Here is a 19324-nt window from a genome sequence, read left to right on the forward strand (position 1 = left end):
GTATGAAAAAAATCCTCTTTATCACCGCCACGCGCATCGGCGATGCCGTGTTTTCGATGGGGCTGCTCGATCATATGGTGCGCACTTGGCCCCAGGCCAGCATCACGGTCGCCTGCGGCCCGCTGGTCGAGGGGTTTTTTACCCCCGTTCCCGGTGTCGCGCGCGTCATCGTCCTGAAAAAGGAAAAACGCGCGGGCCATTGGCGCAAATTGTGGAAACAGGTGGTGACGACGCGCTGGGATATGGTGGTGGATTTACGCAATTCCGCCGTTTCCCGCCTGATCTGTGCCAAAAAACGCTATATTTTCGGCCCGGCGATCGACCGGAACAAGCACAAGGTCGAACAAAACGCGGCGGTGATGCGCCTGACCGGGGTACCCGCCCCGCGCCTGTGGTTTTCGCCCGAAACGCTGGCGCGCGCGGCGGCGCTGGTGCCGGATGGCGGGCCGGTGCTGGGCGTCGGCCCCGCGGCCAACTGGCTGGCCAAGACATGGCCCGCCGATCGTTTTATCGAACTGATCGACATTCTGACCGGGCCGGGCGGCATATTGCCCGGCGCGCGCATCGCCGTGATCGCTGCACCGGGCGAGGAAGCGCAGGCCCGACCCGTACTGGACAGCATCCCGCCCGAACGGCGCATCGACCTGATCGCCAAGGGCCGGCCCGAGCTGGCCGCCGCCTGTATCGCGCGCTGCGCCTTTTTCGTCGGCAACGATTCGGGGCTGACGCATTGCGCCGCCGCCGCCGGGGTGCCGACTCTGGGCCTGTACGGCCCAAGCTGGCCGCATATCTATCGCCCGTGGGGACAGGGGTTCGTCGCCACGCCCAAAAACTTCGCGCAGCTGATCGATTATCCCGGCTATGACTCCAAAACCGCGCCCTGCCTGATGGAAGGCCTCAGCGTCGAGATGGTGGCATCGGCAGCGCACGACGTGTGGATGAAGACAGCAAGGCGCTGATCGCCGCGAAATCCGGCCGCGCGCGTATTTCCCCCATGCAGGAATCGGCCAGCGCCCGCAGCGTCGCGTATTCCCCGGCCTCCCGCGCGGCTTCGTCCGCCCGCGCCAGCAGGTCGTCAAGAAAACATCCATACCCGCGCACGTCGATTGCCTGCCGCGCCGCTGCATGATCCCCGCACGGGCTGGCCGCGCCGAAATCGCCCAACAGCGCGCGCCCCGACGAATCCGCCATGATGTTATGCGCGTAAATATCGCCGTGCATCAGCCCGCGCGCATGCAGATGCGCGGCGGCCTGCGCCACGTCCAGCGCCGCGTTGGCGATGAAGGGCAGGGTGAATGTCGTACCCGGCGTGAAATCGTCGCGCGTGCAGCTTCTATACGGATTTTCATTCATTGAATAAGAATCGGTGTGCGGGTTGCGACCGCAACCCCGCCCGATAGCGCGAAGCCTGCGTGACGCCTGAACGCTTTCGTCATCGCATGATGACGAAACGGAATAGAGGCTTGGCGGCAGGCCGATGGTACGAAAGTCGGCGGGAACAAGGCCCAGCGCCAATCCCGCGCGACCATCCGGATGCCCGGTAAGCGCCCCGCGCACGCACATCAGTTGCGGATGGTTGCCCGCTTGCAGGCATGCGGCGCGGTCGTCTTCGGGCCGCCCATCGCTGGTCAGGAACCCGCGAAACAGCTTCAGCGCGACGACATCCCCGTCCGGCAGGGCCGCGCGAAACACCTCGCTCGACGGGCTTTCGCCCAGCTTTTCGCCCAGCGATATGTCGCCCCATGCATAAACCGGCAATGTGGAATCCGGCGCCGGAAATCGCGCGAACGCATTGCCCGCGTCGCCGTACCAGCCCAGCATCGGCAGATCGTAAATCCACGCGGGTGGCGCGGTTTCAAACGCGTTGGCGGACAGGCGGATCAGCCCCAACTTACGGCAATCCTGTAAACTTTCAGGCAGGGCGTTAAGCGCGTTCCCGGCAAGCGCCAGTTTTTCAAGTTCGCCAAGCCGTCCGATATCGCCGGGCAGGGCGGCCAGCCCGTTGCCCGTCAGCACCAGCCAGCACAAACCGGCGGGCAGCGCGCCCGGATCGATATGCCGGATCGCGCATCCCTTGAAGGCCAGCATCCTGATCCGCGCCATATCCGCCAGCACCGGCGGCACGCGGGTGATCGGATTGCCCGAAAGAAAAACGACCGAAACCGATTCAAGCGTCGCGAAGGCGGGTGGTAGGTCGGTCAGATCTCCGTCTGACGCGTCGAATATCCGCACGCCGAATTCGCGCGCGAAATCGATCGCGGCGTCCGGAATCGAATCCGCCCCGCGCAGGCTTAAACGCCCGCTTTCGGGGTCATAGGCGTGGAAGAACGGAAAATCCGGTTTCACCCGAACAGCGAGGCGAGGTAATACGCCGCCCCCGCGGCAAGCCCGCCGACGACCAGCGTCTGGATCGCGGTCTTGACGACCTTAAGACCCGTGAACCGCGCCTTGACCGCGCCGAACACGACCAGCGCGATGCCGGTCATGACCACCGATACCGGCAGCGCTTCGTGGATGTCGCCGTACATCATATAAGGCGCAAGCGGGATAAGCCCGCCGACGATATAGGACGCCCCGATCGTTCCGGCGCTGATCGGCGCGCGTTTGGGGTCCGGCTTTTCCAGCCCCAGTTCAAACCGCATCATGAAATCGACCCAGCGCTTCTTGTCGGCGGCCACCGCGTCGACGACGTTTTTAAGATTGTCGCCCGAAAGCCCGTAGGCCTCGAAAATCTCGACGGTTTCGTCGATCTCGCGCTGGCGCAGATTGTCGACCTCCCAATATTCGCGGGCTTCCTCGGCTGCGTAATGCTCCTGCTCGGTGCGCGCGGCCAGAAAACCGCCCAGCCCCATCGCAATCGACCCGGCGACGATCTCGGCCAGGCCCGCCGTCACCACGATGCCGGTGCTGCTGACAGCCGCCGACAGGCCTGCGGCCAGTGCGAAGGGAACGGTCAACCCGTCCGCCATGCCGATGACGATGTCGCGCACGATCTCGGAGCCTGTAAAATGCTCCTCCGCATGATTGTGGGGGTGAATTTGGGGCATGGTTCAAATCCTTTTTGTCTGTGCTATGCTGCGCGGCATGTTGGAACGCCTGCGCCGCCTGTTTTCGGCCGATACGACAAAACCACGCGCGATCAGGTTGCGCAAGCCCGTCGCACCGGACCCCGTGCGTTATCGGAACGAACGCGACATCGCGGCGTCCCCCGACCCGCATGCGCGCCTGAAACTGGCCAAAAACCCAAATACGCACCTTGAAATCCTGTATTACCTTGCGGGCGACGAGGACGAGGCCGTGCGTCTGGCCGTCGCAAAGAACGTATCCACCCCGATTCAGGCCAGCCCGATTATCGCGCGCGATAAAAGCGTCGATGTTCGTATCGCGCTGGCCCAGCGGCTGATGGCGCTGTTGCCCGAGCTGTCCGAGGAACAACACAGCCAGCTTTACGCCTTCGCGGCGCAGGCGCTGGGCGTACTCGCGCTGGACGAGGTGCTCAAGGTCCGCATGGCGCTTTCCTCGGTGCTTAAGGACATGGCCTGCGCCCCGCCCGAGGTGATCGCCCAGCTAGCCCGCGATCTGGAACGCGAGGTGTCGGAACCCGTGCTGCGCTATTGCGCGACCCTGCCGGACGAAGACCTGCTCGACATTCTGGCCGAACATCCCGGCAGCTGGGTGCCCGAGGCGATTGCTGCTCGACGCACCGTATCCCCGCGCGTTGCCGCTGCGGTTGCGAAAAAGGCCAACGTCGCCGCCGGCAAGGCGCTGATCGAAAACGAAGGGGCGGATATCCCCGACGATACGCTTGCCCGCATCGTCGAACGCGCGCACGAAACACCCGAATGGCACAAACCGTTATGCCTGCGCAAACACCTGCCGGCGACGTTGATGCGCGAAATTGTGCGCTTCATCGATGTGTCCTTGCACAAATTCATACTTGAACGCACCGATTTCGATGCCAACACGCGCGACGCGATCGAGGATACGGTCACCCGCCGGATGCGTTTTCTGGTTGATGAACGGGGCAACCGCATCGCGCCAAAGGACAAGCTGATGGCCCTGCACAAGGCGGGCCGTCTGGACGACGCGATCATGTCCGACGCGCTGGCCTTGCGCGAATACGATTTCATCCAGATGGGCCTTGCGCTCAAATCCGGCCTGCCGCTCGACACCGTGCGGCGCATGGTCGAAACAAGGTCGGCCAAGGCGGTGACCGCGCTGGCCTGGCGCGCGGGGCTTTCGATGCGCTTCGCCCTCGATCTCCAGCGCGAACTGGCCAAGGTGCCGCACGCCGAACTGCTTTATCCCCGCAATGGCGAGGATTTTCCCCTTTCGACCGAGGAAATGGACTGGCAGATCGGCTTCTTCAAGCCGGAAAAGGCATAATGGATCACGCGCGCGGCAAGGAAATTTTTGCGCAGATTCAGGCAAGGCCATACAGCCTGTCGACCGTGCCCGGCGTGCCTTCCGACAATTGCTATTTCAAGGGGGTCGAGCTTCTGCAACGGCTGGGTGTATTGGGGTATGCCGTGCGCGGTCGGGTCGGTGAAACATATTGGGATGACCGTATTTTTCCGCCCGAAATCGTCGCGCTTTTGCCTGCAGATATTCTGACCACGCATTTTTTCGTCGAGGCACTGATTGACGGCGCGTGGCGTGCGCTCGATCCCAGTTTTCAACCCGGTCTTGCGAAATACGGCCTGACCATCGGGTCTTGGGATAACGGTCTTGTGTGTTTTCCGGTCACCCGGCTGTACACGCAGGAAGAAAGCATCGCCTATCAGCAAAAATGGTTCGACCCCGAATACCAGAAAGACTTTTTCGAGCGCGGCGGGGCATGTTGGCGCGCCTTGGACGTGTGGTTCAAAAAGGCTTGATTTTCATATCCTTATAAGCCATGGTGCGCCGTAATTCCTAAGCACGAAGGAAGGCGGTACCAATATGGCGAACGTGGCGGTTGTGGGTGCCCAGTGGGGCGACGAAGGCAAAGGCAAGATCGTCGATTTTCTCTCCAGCCGTGCCGATGTCGTGGTCCGGTTTCAGGGCGGGCACAATGCCGGCCACACGCTTGTCATTGACGGGGTCGATTACAAACTGGCGCTTCTGCCGTCCGGCGTTGTGCGCCCGGGCAAGTTTTCCATCGTCGGCAACGGCGTCGTCATCGATCCATGGGCGTTTCTGGCCGAAGTCGAAAAAATCGCGGCCAAGGGCGTTTCCGTCAGCCCCGAAAACCTGATGCTGGCCGATTCCGCGCATATCATCCTGCCGGTTCATGCCGCGCTTGATCAGGCGTTGGAAACTGCGCGCGGCAAGGCCGCCATCGGCACGACCGGTCGCGGAATCGGTCCCGCTTACGAGGACAAGGTCGCCCGCCGCGGCGTACGCCTGTGCGATCTGGCCGAACCCGAATTGCTGCGCGGAAAGATCGCCGCGATGATGCTGCATCACAACGCCCTGTTGACCGGGCTTGGCGCGGCGCCGCTTGATCCCGCCAAAATCTACGCCGATCTGATGGCGATTGCGCCCAAAATCGTCCCTTTCATCGGCGTGGCGTGGAAGGCGCTGGACGACGCGCGCAAAGCCGGAAAGAAAATCCTGTTCGAGGGCGCGCAGGGCGCATTGCTCGACGTCGATCACGGCACCTATCCGTTTGTTACCTCCTCCAACTGCGTGGGGACGCAGGCCGCGGCCGGTTCTGGCATGGGCGCCGCCAGCCGGAATTACGTGCTCGGTCTGGCCAAGGCGTATACGACGCGCGTCGGTTCGGGCCCGTTCCCGACCGAACAGGAAAACGAAGTCGGTGAAACGCTGGGACAAAAAGGACATGAATTCGGCACCAATACGGGCCGCAAGCGACGCTGCGGCTGGTTCGATGCGGTGCTGGTGCGTCAGGCGGTGGTACAGGGCGGCATCCACGGTATCGCGCTGACCAAACTGGACGTGCTGGATGGATTTGAAACCGTGAAAATCTGCACCGGCTATAAACTGGATGGCAGGACGCTGGATTATTTCCCCTCTGGTCAGGCCGATCAGGCGCGGGTGGAACCTGTCTATGAAACCATGGACGGCTGGCGCGAGACCACGCGCGGCGCGCGCGCCTATGCCGACCTGCCCGCGGGCGCGGTTAAATACGTCCGTCATATCGAGGAATTGATTCAGTGCCCGGTGACGTTGCTTTCCACCAGCCCGGAACGCGACGACACCATCTTGATGCGCGACCCGTTCCTGTAAGCGTCAGCGCGTATACAGGCGCTGTTGCAGGGCGCAGCGCGCAAGGGCGATCGGATCGGCGTCAGGGCCGATTTTGGCCATGCATTCGCGTTTCTGGTCCGCGCTGGCGCTTACCGTTTTTCTGTCTTCGGGCGTGATGGCGATGCCCCATGCGCCCTTTAACGTGCCATTCGGCGTCGCACCCGCATCGGCAAAGCGGACGAAGGGCAAGGCGGGCGGCTTTTCCATTGCGGCGAAGGCAAAAACCGGGAGGATGCCGGGAAGGGTGCCTGAAAGGGTTGCAGGATCCGGCCGCACCGGGGGCAAAGGCGGCGTTACGGATTCTTCATTGCTGGCCAGCATGGTTTTGCCGCCTTGTGCGCGCACTGCGTAATGTGCGCCTTGCACGCTTACTTCCGGCGGGCGCCTGGTGGCTGCGAAAATATCGTATCCGGCTTTCAGTTCTTTCCAGACCGGCATCCAGATTTTTGCCGCGCGCGTTTTGGCCAGTTGCGCCATGGCCGCATCGGTCATGGGCATCGGCATGAACTGCATCATGATTTTGGATTGCCCGCCTTTGAACGCGGCCTCAATCGCGGCATAGACGATTTCCATGGCGTCGTCGCCGATGGCATAGCACCCGATCGACGCAGCGCCGCCGTGGATCATCAACGCGTTGCCGGTATAACCCTGCGCCCGGTCCCGCGCATTGGGAAAGGCAGTGTTGATCGAGATATATTCGCGGCTGTATGGGTTGAACTGCGCCGCGCTGGTGACGGGGTAATAACCTTCCGGCGCCTGCCTGTCGCCCTCGCGCCTTTTGCCGCCGATGCCACCGGACCATGCCAGAATCGGAAAATCCTTGAACTTCTTGTATTCGCCGCCTTGTTCGATCCAAAGCTCCAGCGCCCCGCGCTTGAAACCGGGGGCTTGCTTGAAAACACGAACAAAAACCGGCGCGCCCAGTTTGAACCCTTTGGCCGCCAGCGCATGCGCGGCGCGGGCGTGCACCTGCGGGATATTGGCGACCCGTCGTGTAAGTGGCCTCCGCCCGCGGCGGCCCGGCTGCGTGGCTTCTTTTTGTGCCTCCGGCCCGGCATTGAGCCTGTGTAGAAAATCGAAAAACCCGGCCTGCGAAGGCACGGGCGTAAAACCCGCCATTGCGGCAAGCGCGGCGGGGATCACGCGGCGTGCCAGAGCGGCGCGCAGGCGCGTGAAAAGGGCGGAGCGTTGTGTCGGCTTTGGCGTCATGGTGGCGACCATACCAGATATCGACAAATTATGGAAATTTTATGGCGCGATGATTTTACGGCCATGCCGTGATCGCGGCACAGCCTTCGGGCAAGGGGGCCGTTTCATCCGCATCGTCCGGCATGATCTGGTAATGCCCGTCGCACGCCATCAAGCGCGGCGGCAGGCCGCTGGCGGCAAAGGCCTGATACGCGGGCAGAAGCTCGTGCATCCAGAACCCTGCCCACGGACTGTCCGCGTGCTTGATGAATGCCTCGCGCGTCATGCGGAAGGGGAATGCATGGACGGGCACCGATACCTGACCGTTGGCCAGCGCCGACTGCACCAGCCCGTAAACCTCGTCGATATTGGCGTCGGTCAGGGCATAGCATCCGATCGACGCGCACGCGCCATGCACCATCAGCATGCCGCCGGTCCGCCCCAGACTTTGGTCATACGCGTTGGGATACCCAAGATTGAAGGACAAATGGTAACTGCTGTTGGGGTTCAGTTGCTTTTCCCCGACCTCGTAAAATCCTTCGGGCGCCTGCCTGTCGCCTTCGCGCTGCTTGGGGCCGAGCGCGCCCGATTTGACACAGATCGGATAAATTTCAAACAGTGCGAAGCGGTCGCCCTTTTTGACCCAAGCCTCGATCACGTCTTCTTCCTTGAAGATACGCAGATAGACCGGCGAACCCGGCACGAAACCGCGCAGCGTCATCAAGGTCGGTAAATCGGGCCGCGCGCCGCCGCGCCACATTTTGACCGCGGCTTCGGGCGCGAGGCTATGCACGAATTTGTAGAAAATACCGGGGTCGTGCGGCGCTTCCTGCGCGGCATTCTGGGCCTGCGCGCGTCGGTGCAGATGCTGGCCGTCGTCGGCATGCGCCGCGATGCTGAAAAACAGGACAAGAATGAGAATCGCCCGGTACATGTGCCTTTGTACCAGAGAGCGCGGCGTCGTTTAACAGCTATAAGCCAGATCGAATGCCCGACCGGGGTCCGCATGGCCATGGGTATTGGCTGGGGCATTGGCAGGAAACAGGATGTCGGCGTCGGCCGCGAAACCCATTTTTTCAATCCAGTCTTCATATTCCAGAAACCGGCTGCCATCGGGCAGGAACGGGCGCATCGCCAGAAACGCCTCGGCGCGCTTGGCTTCGTCCCGCGGGTCGAACCCGATTTCGACATAAAGCCGGTCGAAAGATCGGCTGTTCATCATGGTTCTGCGCCTTGCGCGCAACACCGGCCAGTCGACTTTCAAATGCCCCGTATTGAACTGTCCCAGCAGCCATTTTGCGGCGATGACTTCGGGCTCGCGGTCGTCCGGGACATTTTTGACATCCTTGACGGCGCGTGGGTTTTCGATCTGCCCGAAACGCAAAACGGGGGAATCGCCGGATGAATTTTTGGCGAACGGCTCCAGTAACTCCAAAGTCGCGCGGTGTTTGCCGCCTTTGGCCGCCAGCCTGAAAAGATGACTGAAATTTTGTGTTTCTGGCTTTTTCGGATCGGCGGATAGACCCAGACAGTTGGGTGCGAATCCACGGATGCAGTTGTGCATGTCGCTGAACTCCTGAATCAGGCCACGCTTGCTGGTGACGGATTCGATGCGAATGCCGTTGGGCGCGGTGACAGGCTCGGCAAGCAGTCCCGGCCAGTGCAGGTCGTCGCCGATTTCGATGCCGCTCATATAGCGGACATAGCGTTTTTGTTCTTGGTGCCAGTGTTCGCTCAACCGTACCATGGTCAGGAACCCGATATTCCCGAACGGACGCAGGAAGGGCGGATGGCTGCGTTGCTCGGCGTTTCGGATCAGGAACGACTCCGGTTCGATCGTGCCCTTGATCGCGTGAATCGCAAGCTCGCCAAGGCCTGTCTGCCCGTATTGATGCGCCCGCGCCGCGAAATAGGGTAAGACCAGCTTGCGGTACACCTCCTGCAGATAATCGCGAGTGTTGTTCCACGCCGGAAATATTTGTTGCGTATCGCGTTCCAGAAGGGCCTTTTTCTCGTCCTGCGTCAGGCTGGCGAACAGGAAAAAGAAATCGGTGCTCAGGTAAGAACAGATGCCCGCGGTTGTGCGTTGCCCGTCGGACAGCCAGCCGAGATGCGCGGGGTCGGGAAAAAACGACGGCAAATGCCGGCTGATACCGCCCATCACGGGGCGCAGCAAGCCGAACGCCTGCATGTTCGGCGGGATGTCCAGCCCCACCAGCTTGCGTATGGCGGCGGCCGAAACAGCTTCGCTTTCGCCTTGCGAAAACAGGTCCTGCATCGCCGGGATCAGCTTCTCGCCGGAATCGATGACTGGTTCAAGCGGACGATAGGCATCGCGCAGGCGCTCGTCGCTCAACGCCAGCGCCAGCCACGGCATCGCTTGAGCAAGCTGGATGCGGTTGCGCTGTGCCTCCGGCCCGTTGCCTGCGGTCAGCCAGTTATAGGCGGCGACGTTCCGGTCTTTCGCCAGCGCCCATGCGGCATCAAGCGCGTCCTTCGAAATATGTCGGTTGACGATTCTTTCGACGACCATGGAAATGTATCTTTGATCACGCAGATCAAGAAATTTTCGGATCTCCGTCCATTTCCATTCTTCCCGGAACTGGCTTTTATCGCGGGTTTTTCTGATCTTCCAGCGCGCCTTGCGTAAAAACCCATGATAGCGCGCGGTACGCATCCGGAACAATTCATCGGGTCGCTGGCAGATGCGCAGGATCTCGCGTACGTCGTGCAGGTAATTCGATCGCTTCAGACCTTCGTCAAGCCAGCGTTTTGTAAGATTATAAAAATTCAGCCGGCTGCGCACATGCAGCGGAATGCGGCTGTAGAATATCGAAAGATCGCCGCCCTCCGGCTTGATCAGCACAAGGTAATGCGGTTTGTTGATGCCGCGCCACCGCGCGCTGGCGGGCAGATAGACCGCGAAATCAAGCCCCGGAACGGTTTTGCCGGTAAAATAATGCAGCGGGAAACGTTTAAGGTAGTGGTTGTAGAATTTGCGGAATGTCTCGATGCCGATATCGCCGCTGATCCCCAAAGGCCCGCGCAGAAACGTTTCCAGCGCGTACCAGCCGGGCACGTCTTCGGATCCCGGCATGGTGACCGGTATTTCCAAAAATTGGTCGGGATCGGGCGTTGCGTCCGTGAGCATGGTTCGACCGTTTTAGCCAACCTGCCCCCGGAATCGCAAGTTTTGCCCTGCTTTGTTACTTATATTCGATTTTCAGGACTTCGTATGACTGCGCGCCCTTGGGCGTTGCGACCTCGACCACGTCGCCCGGTTTTTTTCCGATCAGCGCGCGGGCCAGGGGTGCGGCGATGGCCAGCTTGCCGGATTTGATATCGCTTTCGTGTTCGCCCACGATCTGGTAGGCGACCTTTTTGTCGTCGTCATCCGCCAAAGTCAGCGTCGCGCCGAACATGACCTTGTCGCCGGATAACTTGGCGGGGTCGATGATATCGGCACGGCTCAGCACGGCTTCCAACTCGTCGATTCGGCCTTCGATAAAGCTTTGCTGTTCCTTGGCGTACTGATATTCGGCGTTTTCCGACAGGTCGCCATGCGCGCGCGCCTCGGCGATCGCCTCGATGATCGCGGGGCGCTGGTTGCCTTTCAGGTCCTTGAGTTCTGCGGTCAGCAATGCGTGCCCGCGCACGGTCATGGGAACTTTGTCCATGCTCATGAAAACGCCTTCCTTGAAGAATAGAAAAATCCCGCCTCGCGGGCGGGACAATTCAATTTAGACCGCCCGCGCGGGGGTTGTCAAATGGCGCGTTCAAAGGGCGCGCGGTGCGCTGGGTTCCTGGGTTTTTCCACGTGCGCGCGCAACGAATTCTTCGAAAGCCCGCGCGATTTCGGCAGACGTGAGTTTGTTGCAACCGGGCGCCACGAAGATCGGCATCGGGGCGGACATCTCGAACATCCCGCCTTGCAGATTCATGGCGGCACCCAGGCCTTGTGAAAAATGAATCATTCTTTGCATGAAGGCCACGGTGACCGGGGCGTTCGCAATCGCCCCTTGAATATTGGGCGTCTTGGCGATTTCGCTCATGACTTTTCTGATATAGTCGTCTGTTAGTTGAAAATAACGATTACGCCCATTCGCATCGAGTTTTGGGTTTACGGGATCGCCGACGTCGACCTGAATCTGCAGGTTGCCGACAATCTGCTCCTGACCGCTGGGCAGGCATGAGCCTGAAATGTTGTTGTATACGATGATCAGTCGGTCATTTTTTACATACGCCCTTAAACCTAGCGCGTTCTCCTGCTGTGTAAGCGCGTAAGGTATGGATTTGGCGCCCGCGCCGGGTTGAGTGTCCGGCGTAGCCTCCTGTGCGAAAACGGGCCCTGTGGCCAAGGTAAAGGCGGCGGCAGCCAGACCGGCCATGAGGCGGCGATTCATGGAAACTCTCCCTGTTTTTTTATAATAACAGGAAATCCAAGCATATCGGCGGGCGCAACCGCAAGCTGGAAAAATCTAAACCGCGCCGGTCCTAAAGCGCCCCGCAATGAACGGTCCCGCCGCCGGAGAGGGGGTACGACCATCCATGCGCGGCCAGCCAGCCGCCCTCGGGCGGGTACAGACAGGCGATCTGGTCGTACCGCGCGATCAGCGCGGCCAGATCGGCCTTATCCGGCGTATCCGCAAACCGTGCCGCCACCTTCTCGCGCCACGCGACGAACGCGCGGACCTGATCTTGCGCCGTGTCCTTCGGCAAGTCGCCCAGAAGACTGGACATCGCCTCGCCTGCTGCCTCAAGCGATTGGCGCCCGTAAGGCCATGTCAGCGAACCCTGCATCAACCGGGGCAGAATATGTGCGGCGTCCGCGTGCCGCTCGGCCAGTTGCAATATGGTGGACGCCAGCACGGCGTCGAATGCGGGCGCGGTGATGTCGCCGCGCGGCGCGGCGGTAATATCCAGCAGGATTTCCGTACGCATCCCCTCGGGCGCGTTGCCGGTGGTCAAAAGCATGTCGGCCAGCGCCCCGCGCTCCGCCGCGCCGGCATCGGCGGGCAGGGCCTGATAAATGGCCGCGACATCCGCGTGCCGGTCGCAAATGGCAAGATTGTCCGCCGCCGTTGCCTGTGCCGAAAGGGTCATTCGCAGGGCTTCGCGCGCCTGCGTCCGCGCCGCGCGCGTGGCGGGTGATACCAACACGTCTGGCGGCCCGTCCAGGGCCGCGCGGATCAATGCCGCATTGTCGTTCGGCCGTGCATCCGGTGTGCCCAGCTTGGCGGCGCTCAGCTCCTGCGCGAGGGCGGAAGCTGCGACCAGACAAAGCACAAGCGAAAGGAAAAATCGCATCGCTAAATTATACACGATCCGGCGTCAGGCCGCCTGTGTTTCGAAATACGACTGGATCGGCGCGATATGGAAGTCCCGCGCCCGGATCGATCGTATCGCCTGAACCGCTGCCGTGGCCGCTGCCATATTGGTGTAATACGGCACCTTGTGCATCAGTCCGCAGCGGCGGATTTCCACCCCGTCGGTCAGGGATTGGCGCGTCAGCGTGGTATTGATGATCAGATCGACGTCGCCGTTGATGATCGAATCCACGATATGCGGCTGCCCTTCCGAAAGCTTGTTGACGCGGGTGACGTCAATGCCGGCCTGCGCCAGATGGGTCGCCGTGCCGCCCGTCGCGATCAGCTTGAACCCCATTTCCAGCAGGTCGCGCGCCAGTGGCACCAGCGCGTCCTTGTCCCCGCCATGCACCGATAAAAACACCGTGCCGGTCTTGGGCAGCTTCATCGACGCGCCCAGCTGCGATTTCGCGAAGGCTTGCGCGACGTTGCGGTCGATGCCCATGACCTCGCCGGTTGATTTCATCTCCGGCCCCAGCACCACGTCGACGCCGGGGAAACGCGAGAACGGAAAGACAGGCGCCTTGACCGCGACATGGTCGTCGCGCATCCCTTTAAGCATCCCCTCCGCGCGCAAGGCCGCCAGTTTTTCGCCCGCCATGATGCGTGCCGCCATCTTGGCGACCGGCACGTTGGTTGCTTTTGCAACGAAGGGCACGGTGCGCGAGGCGCGCGGGTTGACCTCAAGGATGAAGATGTCGTGTTCGCCGGTCGACGGGTTCTTCTTGACCGCGTATTGCACGTTCATCAGGCCTTTGACCTTCAGCGCCTTGGCCAGCGCCGCCGACTGGCGCTCGATTTCCCGCACGACTTTGTAGGGCAGGGAATGCGGCGGCAGCACGCAGGATGAATCGCCCGAATGCACGCCCGCTTCCTCGATATGCTCCATGATCCCGGCGACATAGCTCTCCTCGCCGTCGGCCAGCACGTCGACATCGACTTCCGTGGCGTTTTGAAGATAGGTGTCGATCAGCACCGGGTTTTTGCCCGACACATGCACCGCGTTCTTCATGTAATCTTCCAGCTCGTCCTGATTGGTGACGATCATCATCGCCCGCCCGCCCAGCACATAGGACGGACGCACCACCAGCGGATAACCCAGCGCGTTCGCGGCCTTGACCGCACCTTCGACCGAGGTCGCGGTGTCGGCGGGTGGTTGCAGGAGTTTCAGCTTGTCGATCAGCTTCTTGAACCGGTCGCGATCCTCGGCCAGATCGATCGCGTCCGGATCGGTGCCCAGAATTGGAATTTTCTGGTCTTTAAGGAAGTTCGCGAGTTTCAGTGGCGTCTGCCCGCCCAGTTGCACGATCACGCCCTTGATCGGTGCGCCCGCCTCGTTTTCGGCGGTGATCAGCTCGATGACGTCTTCCTGCGTCAGCGGCTCGAAATAAAGCCGGTCGGATGTATCGTAATCGGTCGAAACCGTTTCCGGGTTGCAGTTGACCATGATCGTTTCGTACCCCGCCTCTTTCAGGGCATAGGCGGCATGGACGCAGCAATAATCGAATTCGATCCCTTGTCCGATCCGGTTGGGGCCGCCGCCAAGGATGACGATCTTTTCCTTGTCGGTCGGTGTGATTTCGGATTGCGGCACGCCGTTAAGGTAAGATTCATAACAGCCATACATATATGGCGTGACCGACGGGATTTCGGCGGCGCAGGAATCGACCCGCTTGTACACGGGCCGCACGCCGTGCTTGTGCCGCGCGCGGCGCACCGAATCCTCCTGCGCGCCGGTCAGTTTTGCCAATCGCGCATCGGAAAAACCGGCGACTTTCAGGCGCGACCAGTTTTCGGCGTCCTTGGGCAACCCGTTGGCCTTGACCGCGCCCTCCATCTCGACGATGCGCTTGATGCGTTCAAGGAACCACGGATCGATTTTGGTAACGGCATGAATGTCGGCGACCGACATGCCGTGGCGCATCGCCTGCGCGACGTACAAGATGCGCTGCGGCGTGGGTTTGGAAAGATGCGCGCGGATCTGGTCGGCATCCGGCGTGACGCCTTCGGCGATGCCGGGAATGCGCATTTCGTCAAAGCCGCTCAGATTGACCTCAAGCGAGCGCAGCGCCTTTTGCATCGACTCCTCGAAACTGCGGCCCATCGCCATCGCTTCGCCCACCGATTTCATCGCGGTGGTCAGGCGGTTGTCGGTGCCCTTGAATTTCTCGAACGCGAAACGTGGGATTTTGGTGACGACGTAATCGATGGTCGGCTCGAAAGACGCGGGGATCTTGCCGCCGGTGATATCGTTGCCCAACTCGTCAAGCGTGTATCCCACCGCCAGCTTCGCCGCGATCTTGGCGATCGGGAACCCCGTGGCTTTGGATGCAAGGGCCGACGAACGCGAAACGCGCGGGTTCATTTCGATGACCACCATGCGCCCGTCGGCGGGGTTGACGCCGAATTGCACGTTCGACCCGCCGGTTTCGACGCCGATGCCGCGCAGCACCTTGATGCTGGCATCGCGCATGATCTGGTATTCCTTGTCGGTCAGCGTAAGCGCCGGGGCGACGGTGATGGAATCGCCGGTATGCACGCCCATCGGATCGACGTTTTCGATGGAACACACGATGATGCAGTTGTCGTGTTTGTCGCGCACGACCTCCATCTCGTATTCCTTCCAGCCAAGGACCGATTCCTCGACCAGCACCTCATGGACCGGGCTGGCGTCCAGCCCCTCGCGTAAAATCTGCTCGAATTGCTGGCGGTTATAGGCGATGCCGCCGCCGGTGCCGCCAAGGGTAAAGGACGGGCGGATGATGGTGGGCAGGCCCACATATTCCAGCGCGTCCATGCCTTCGGCCAGCGAGCGCGCGATGCGTGATTTGGGCGATTGCAGGCCCAGCGCGTCCATGCATTCGCGGAACAAAAGCCGGTCTTCGGCCTTCCTGATGGCCTCGCGGTTGGCGCCGATCAGCTCGATGCCGAGTTTGTCCAGCGTGCCGTCGTCGGCCAGCGCCAGCGCGGTGTTCAGCGCCGTTTGTCCGCCCATGGTGGGCAAAAGCGCGTCCGGCTTCTCGATTTCAAGGATGCGCGCGACGATGCCGGGCGTGATCGGCTCGATATACGTGGCGTCGGCCAGCCCCGGATCGGTCATGATCGTGGCCGGGTTGGAATTGATCAGGATGATGCGGTAACCCTCGTCCTTCAGGGCCTTGCATGCCTGCGTGCCGGAATAGTCGAATTCGCAGGCTTGGCCGATAACGATGGGTCCCGCGCCGATGATGGCGATGGATTTGATATCGGTCCGTTTTGGCATGGCTTTCAGGTCCTGCGGTCTGGTGGGTCCTGAAGAGAACGTGATAGGGGGTTAAGGCGCGCGGCGCAACCCTTTTATGCCTCTTGTTCCGGTTTTTCCTTGGTGCTTAGCTTCTCCCACCCAAGGAGGCCCGCCATGACCGACGCCCAAGCGACCGAACAGCCCGCACCGGAAACCCAGAATCATGATTATTTCACGTCCGAGGACCGCAAGATCCTGCGTGTTCTGCGCCACAAGGACCCGGCCAAGCGCCATGTGCCGCGCAGCGGCCATACGCTGGGCGAACGGGTGTCCGACGTCGTCGCCGCGACCGTGGGATCTTGGCGCTTCATCATCATTCAAAGCGTGCTTTTGGTGTTCTGGCTGATCCTGAACGTGACAGGTTGGATGAAGGCGTGGGACCCGTACCCGTTCATCCTGCTCAACCTGATGCTGTCCTTTCAGGCGGCCTATACCGCGCCGATCATCATGATGTCGCAAAACCGTCAGGCCGACATCGACCGCCGCAAGGCCGAAAAGGATTACGACGTCAATCTGAAGGCGGAACTGGAAATCGAGCTGCTGCACCAGAAAATCGACCTGATGCGCGAGCAGGAGATCATGAAGCTGACCCAGATGATCGAGGCGCTGACCGCAAGGCTGGAATCCGCGAAGGGCGCATAAAGGCGCCAAACTTGCGGAAGACGGAAAGTCAGGACTTTGCGGTGTCAGCCGCGTAACAAGGCGTCAAAAAACGGCCTGATGGGGGCAAGCGCCCCATGACGTAATTCCGCCGCCAGATAATGCTCAAGGCGCGGGACGATATCGGGCGCGGCATTCGCCTGTCCGCGCACCTGTCCCAGCACCCGCGCGTGGAACTGCGCCGCCATGAACACATACCACGCGTCGAACAAAGGCTTCCAGTCGTCGGGCAGCGCATCGTAAAACCGCTGCTTCATTTGTGCCTTGAACGCGGGGTCCAGATTTCGCCGCGCATCCTCCAGCAGATTCACGACGTCATAGGTAAAGGGCGCGCATTGCGCCGCCTGAAAATCAAGAATGCCCACGCGCGCCACATCCGCGCGCGCGGCCAGCCAATGCAGGTTTCCCGCCTTGTAATCCATATGCGCGAACACGGACGGGCAGGGGGGCAGCGCGGCCTTTGCCGCTTCCCACGCGGCCAGCCATGCCGGGTCGTCCGAAAACAGCGCCAGTTTTTTATAGATATACCCGTCGCGATACGCGACCAGCCCGTCGGTAGGCAGCACGCGCAATACCGCCAGCGCGTCGATCGCCGTCGCATAACCTTCGCCCTCGATCGCGGGCGTATCAATGGGCGTGTCCCCGAAATCCTCGACCAGCAGCAAACCGGGCTCTTGCGCGAAAATCGCCGGTGCGCTCAACCCCCCGCCGCGCAAAACCTGCGCAAGCCGCGCGAAATCATCCAAAGAATGACCGGGCACGGCCATCGGCGCATGGATCAGCACCGCCCGCGCGCCGTCGGCGCGCGCAAGCCGCCAAAAATGCCGCGGCGACCAGTCTGGCGTGATCGGCACAATCGCCGGATCCGGCCACCCGGCGCGCGCAAGGAAATCGGAAATGACGGGGTCGAGGGTCATGTATCTATGAAAATTTGCCTTTTACCGGAATCATAAGTAAGCCTGTTAAAAAACATAACATAGAAATTATGACCTACCCACGGCGCAAAGAAAAGAAACGGCCCGCACCGGCTAGAATTGCACCCGATTACACCAGGCGTGCCCGCGAATTGCGTGTCGATGACGTGACGGACATGCAATCCGGCCCGGCGCTGGCGCTTTTGCGTGCGGTTAGCGAGGATGGCGATTTCGGCGGCCTTGGCGATTCGGATGGACGGGCGGCGCTGGGCCGGATCCGCATGGGCCTTTTGGACAATCCGCATATGCGTGGCTGGTACGCGCGCAGCCTGCCCGCGCTGGTCGAGGAAGCGAAACCCGAAATCCCGCGCGTATGGAAAGGTGCAGCCGGTGATTTGCCGCAGCGGCGAAGAAAGGCGCAAAACCGCATCGCGCACAACCCCGATCTTGCCGACATATTGATGCTGCGCGCCCATCTCGATCAGGGGATCCGCGCGATATTCAATCAATACGGATTAAGTGGGGGAGGCCAATGGCGGCAGAGCCGTTTTCTTGGCGGGTTGTTTCCGCGCGACGAAATGCAGGCGCCGTTTCCGATCGTGATGCGGCGTATCAGGCGGATTCCTTCGGCTTGTTCCGCAGTTTCGGGAGACGCAGAATCAAGCAACACGGGCTGGAGTCCTATTTTACGCGCAGGCAGGGGGGCGTGCGCGCGGGCAGGGATATTGCAAGGTTGGAAACGCTGGTTGAAAGCGCGGCAGAGATTGTGGTGGCGCCGCGCCATCCCGTGCTGGAAGTTTCCTGCCATTTTCAGCGTGTGGCGGTGCAGGCGCAGGCGATGATCAATACGCTTGATGTGGATTATGTCCTGTTTCCTATGGGTTTGGAATATCCAGCCCGCAAAACCATGTATTGGGCGATGGATCAGCTGGTCCACCCGGCGGTGGTAACACGCCGGACGGGGTTTACCCCGCTATAGGTTCAAAACCGTAAATCAGGATTTGCGCTTGGGTTTCTGCTTCGCCTTGGCGGCCAGCAGATGGATGGTGTCGACATGCGCCTGGCTGGCGGTCTTGCTGCGCACCGGGGCGCTCCCGGCTTCGTGCCCGAAACGCGCGGCCTTTTCGGAAACGAAACTGCGCAGCATTTCTTTGCCGAAACTGCTTTCTCCCTTGCCGCGCGCGGCCTTTTTGGCGGCTTGCGGGGATGTGTCCTCGCCCCGTTCGGCGCGCGCGGCGGCGCGGTCGACCGCGTGCGCGACGATACCTGCCCAGTGCGGCCGGGTCAGTTCAAGCAGCAGTTTCACATCCTCGTAAAACCAGGCCTGAATCTGGCGCCGCGCCTTGGCGGCGTTGCCCCCGGCAAGACGCAGGGCTTCGGAAACCTTGTGGTCGGCATAATCCATCGTCATAAGACCCCGATCATCGCATATTTTGCGAAAAAAAGGAATCTGCGATCAAGCTAAGTCACGACAAAAACCGTCATTACCCGCGCATGCGGATAATCCATGGTAAGGAATGACCCTAGTCATTTGCTCGAACAAGTCGGGGCATGACGCGTGAACGTTACGCCAATCTAAAAAAGGAAACGCTCTGGCCCCATATCCGCCCTGTATCCTCCGGCGCTTTTTTCCCTTACAATTCAATGTCTGAATCGAAAGT

Annotated in this window: 17 protein-coding genes; 6 read left to right on the forward strand and 11 right to left on the reverse strand. The window is 61.0% G+C overall.

Features of this window, described 5'->3' with window-relative positions; translation table 11 throughout:
• Nucleotides 1–2 precede the first annotated feature (2 nt).
• The gene (locus tag H6866_08040; protein ID USO07360.1) at nt 3–959 is read left to right on the forward strand and encodes a glycosyltransferase family 9 protein; all 957 of its coding nucleotides are present in this window, start codon (nt 3–5) and stop codon (nt 957–959) included.
• On the opposite strand, the gene H6866_08045 is transcribed toward H6866_08040, so the two are convergent.
• A complete protein-coding gene (locus tag H6866_08045; GenBank protein USO07361.1) occupies nt 898–2346 on the reverse strand; it encodes a serine/threonine-protein kinase in 1449 nt (482 codons plus the stop codon). The genes H6866_08040 and H6866_08045 overlap by 62 nt on opposite strands.
• Complete coding sequence (locus tag H6866_08050; GenBank protein ID USO07362.1) at nt 2343–3047, reverse strand: VIT1/CCC1 transporter family protein; 705 nt, start codon at nt 3045–3047, stop codon at nt 2343–2345. The genes H6866_08045 and H6866_08050 overlap by 4 nt, the downstream gene beginning before the upstream one ends.
• On the opposite strand from H6866_08050, the gene H6866_08055 reads away from it, so the two are divergent.
• The 3 genes from H6866_08055 to H6866_08065 all read left to right on the forward strand — a co-directional run bounded on the left by H6866_08055 (nt 3046) and on the right by H6866_08065 (nt 6231).
• Nucleotides 3046–4386 (forward strand): DUF2336 domain-containing protein, encoded by a 1341-nt coding sequence (locus tag H6866_08055; GenBank protein ID USO07363.1) that lies wholly within the window; start codon nt 3046–3048, stop codon nt 4384–4386. The genes H6866_08050 and H6866_08055 overlap by 2 nt on opposite strands.
• Nucleotides 4386–4877: a hypothetical protein gene (locus H6866_08060; protein ID USO07364.1), complete on the forward strand. Its 492-nt coding sequence runs from the start codon at nt 4386–4388 to the stop codon at nt 4875–4877. The genes H6866_08055 and H6866_08060 overlap by 1 nt, the downstream gene beginning before the upstream one ends.
• 64 nt (nt 4878–4941) lie before the next feature.
• Entirely contained in the window at nt 4942–6231 is a 1290-nt protein-coding gene (locus H6866_08065) for an adenylosuccinate synthase (GenBank protein USO07365.1), read from the forward strand.
• A gap of 3 nt (nt 6232–6234) precedes the next feature.
• Here H6866_08065 and H6866_08070 read toward each other — a convergent pair whose 3' ends face one another.
• The 7 genes from H6866_08070 to carB all read right to left on the reverse strand — a co-directional run bounded on the left by H6866_08070 (nt 6235) and on the right by carB (nt 16068).
• A complete protein-coding gene (locus H6866_08070) occupies nt 6235–7461 on the reverse strand; it encodes a hypothetical protein (protein ID USO07366.1) in 1227 nt (408 codons plus the stop codon).
• Nucleotides 7462–7516: 55 nt separating this feature from the next.
• Nucleotides 7517–8200: a murein L,D-transpeptidase gene (locus tag H6866_08075; protein ID USO08634.1), complete on the reverse strand. Its 684-nt coding sequence runs from the start codon at nt 8198–8200 to the stop codon at nt 7517–7519.
• Between the two features lie 204 nt (nt 8201–8404).
• On the reverse strand, nt 8405–10591 hold the full coding sequence (locus H6866_08080; GenBank protein ID USO07367.1) for a hypothetical protein: 2187 nt from the start codon (nt 10589–10591) through the stop codon (nt 8405–8407).
• A 55-nt stretch (nt 10592–10646) separates the two neighbouring features.
• A complete protein-coding gene (greA, locus tag H6866_08085) occupies nt 10647–11117 on the reverse strand; it encodes a transcription elongation factor GreA (protein ID USO08635.1) in 471 nt (156 codons plus the stop codon).
• Between the two features lie 99 nt (nt 11118–11216).
• Nucleotides 11217–11843, reverse strand: a complete 627-nt coding sequence (locus H6866_08090; protein ID USO07368.1) for a hypothetical protein — start codon at nt 11841–11843, stop codon at nt 11217–11219.
• Nucleotides 11844–11934: 91 nt separating this feature from the next.
• A complete protein-coding gene (locus H6866_08095; GenBank protein ID USO07369.1) occupies nt 11935–12747 on the reverse strand; it encodes a hypothetical protein in 813 nt (270 codons plus the stop codon).
• A gap of 24 nt (nt 12748–12771) precedes the next feature.
• Entirely contained in the window at nt 12772–16068 is a 3297-nt protein-coding gene (carB, locus tag H6866_08100; protein USO07370.1) for a carbamoyl-phosphate synthase large subunit, read from the reverse strand.
• A 135-nt stretch (nt 16069–16203) separates the two neighbouring features.
• Between carB and H6866_08105 the strand changes: the two genes are divergently transcribed.
• Complete coding sequence (locus tag H6866_08105; GenBank protein USO07371.1) at nt 16204–16731, forward strand: DUF1003 domain-containing protein; 528 nt, start codon at nt 16204–16206, stop codon at nt 16729–16731.
• A gap of 44 nt (nt 16732–16775) precedes the next feature.
• On the opposite strand, the gene H6866_08110 is transcribed toward H6866_08105, so the two are convergent.
• The gene (locus tag H6866_08110; protein ID USO07372.1) at nt 16776–17666 is read right to left on the reverse strand and encodes a phosphotransferase; all 891 of its coding nucleotides are present in this window, start codon (nt 17664–17666) and stop codon (nt 16776–16778) included.
• 68 nt (nt 17667–17734) lie between these two features.
• On the opposite strand from H6866_08110, the gene H6866_08115 reads away from it, so the two are divergent.
• Nucleotides 17735–18505 (forward strand): hypothetical protein, encoded by a 771-nt coding sequence (locus H6866_08115; protein ID USO07373.1) that lies wholly within the window; start codon nt 17735–17737, stop codon nt 18503–18505.
• Between the two features lie 152 nt (nt 18506–18657).
• On the opposite strand, the gene H6866_08120 is transcribed toward H6866_08115, so the two are convergent.
• The gene (locus tag H6866_08120) at nt 18658–19074 is read right to left on the reverse strand and encodes a hypothetical protein (protein USO07374.1); all 417 of its coding nucleotides are present in this window, start codon (nt 19072–19074) and stop codon (nt 18658–18660) included.
• Nucleotides 19075–19324: the final 250 nt, after the last annotated feature.

It is taken from the genome of Rhodospirillales bacterium (genome assembly GCA_023898805.1).
In the GTDB taxonomy this organism is placed as follows: domain Bacteria; phylum Pseudomonadota; class Alphaproteobacteria; order Micavibrionales; family UBA1664; genus UBA6145.

Excerpts from the sequence above, each read along its gene's own strand:
- H6866_08040 (USO07360.1), top strand. The coding sequence starts at position 3 with ATGAAAAAAATCCTCTTTATCACCGCCACGCGCATCGGCGATGCCGTG.
- H6866_08055 (USO07363.1), top strand. The coding sequence starts at position 3,046 with ATGGTTCAAATCCTTTTTGTCTGTGCTATGCTGCGCGGCATGTTGGAA.
- H6866_08050 (USO07362.1), bottom strand. The coding sequence starts at position 3,047 with ATGCCCCAAATTCACCCCCACAATCATGCGGAGGAGCATTTTACAGGC.
- H6866_08060 (USO07364.1), top strand. The coding sequence starts at position 4,386 with ATGGATCACGCGCGCGGCAAGGAAATTTTTGCGCAGATTCAGGCAAGG.
- H6866_08065 (USO07365.1), top strand. The coding sequence starts at position 4,942 with ATGGCGAACGTGGCGGTTGTGGGTGCCCAGTGGGGCGACGAAGGCAAA.
- H6866_08070 (USO07366.1), bottom strand. The coding sequence starts at position 7,461 with ATGACGCCAAAGCCGACACAACGCTCCGCCCTTTTCACGCGCCTGCGC.
- H6866_08075 (USO08634.1), bottom strand. The coding sequence starts at position 8,200 with ATGTGGCGCGGCGGCGCGCGGCCCGATTTACCGACCTTGATGACGCTG.
- H6866_08080 (USO07367.1), bottom strand. The coding sequence starts at position 10,591 with ATGCTCACGGACGCAACGCCCGATCCCGACCAATTTTTGGAAATACCG.
- greA (USO08635.1), bottom strand. The coding sequence starts at position 11,117 with ATGGACAAAGTTCCCATGACCGTGCGCGGGCACGCATTGCTGACCGCA.
- H6866_08090 (USO07368.1), bottom strand. The coding sequence starts at position 11,843 with ATGAATCGCCGCCTCATGGCCGGTCTGGCTGCCGCCGCCTTTACCTTG.
- H6866_08095 (USO07369.1), bottom strand. The coding sequence starts at position 12,747 with ATGCGATTTTTCCTTTCGCTTGTGCTTTGTCTGGTCGCAGCTTCCGCC.
- carB (USO07370.1), bottom strand. The coding sequence starts at position 16,068 with ATGCCAAAACGGACCGATATCAAATCCATCGCCATCATCGGCGCGGGA.
- H6866_08105 (USO07371.1), top strand. The coding sequence starts at position 16,204 with ATGACCGACGCCCAAGCGACCGAACAGCCCGCACCGGAAACCCAGAAT.
- H6866_08110 (USO07372.1), bottom strand. The coding sequence starts at position 17,666 with ATGACCCTCGACCCCGTCATTTCCGATTTCCTTGCGCGCGCCGGGTGG.
- H6866_08115 (USO07373.1), top strand. The coding sequence starts at position 17,735 with ATGACCTACCCACGGCGCAAAGAAAAGAAACGGCCCGCACCGGCTAGA.
- H6866_08120 (USO07374.1), bottom strand. The coding sequence starts at position 19,074 with ATGACGATGGATTATGCCGACCACAAGGTTTCCGAAGCCCTGCGTCTT.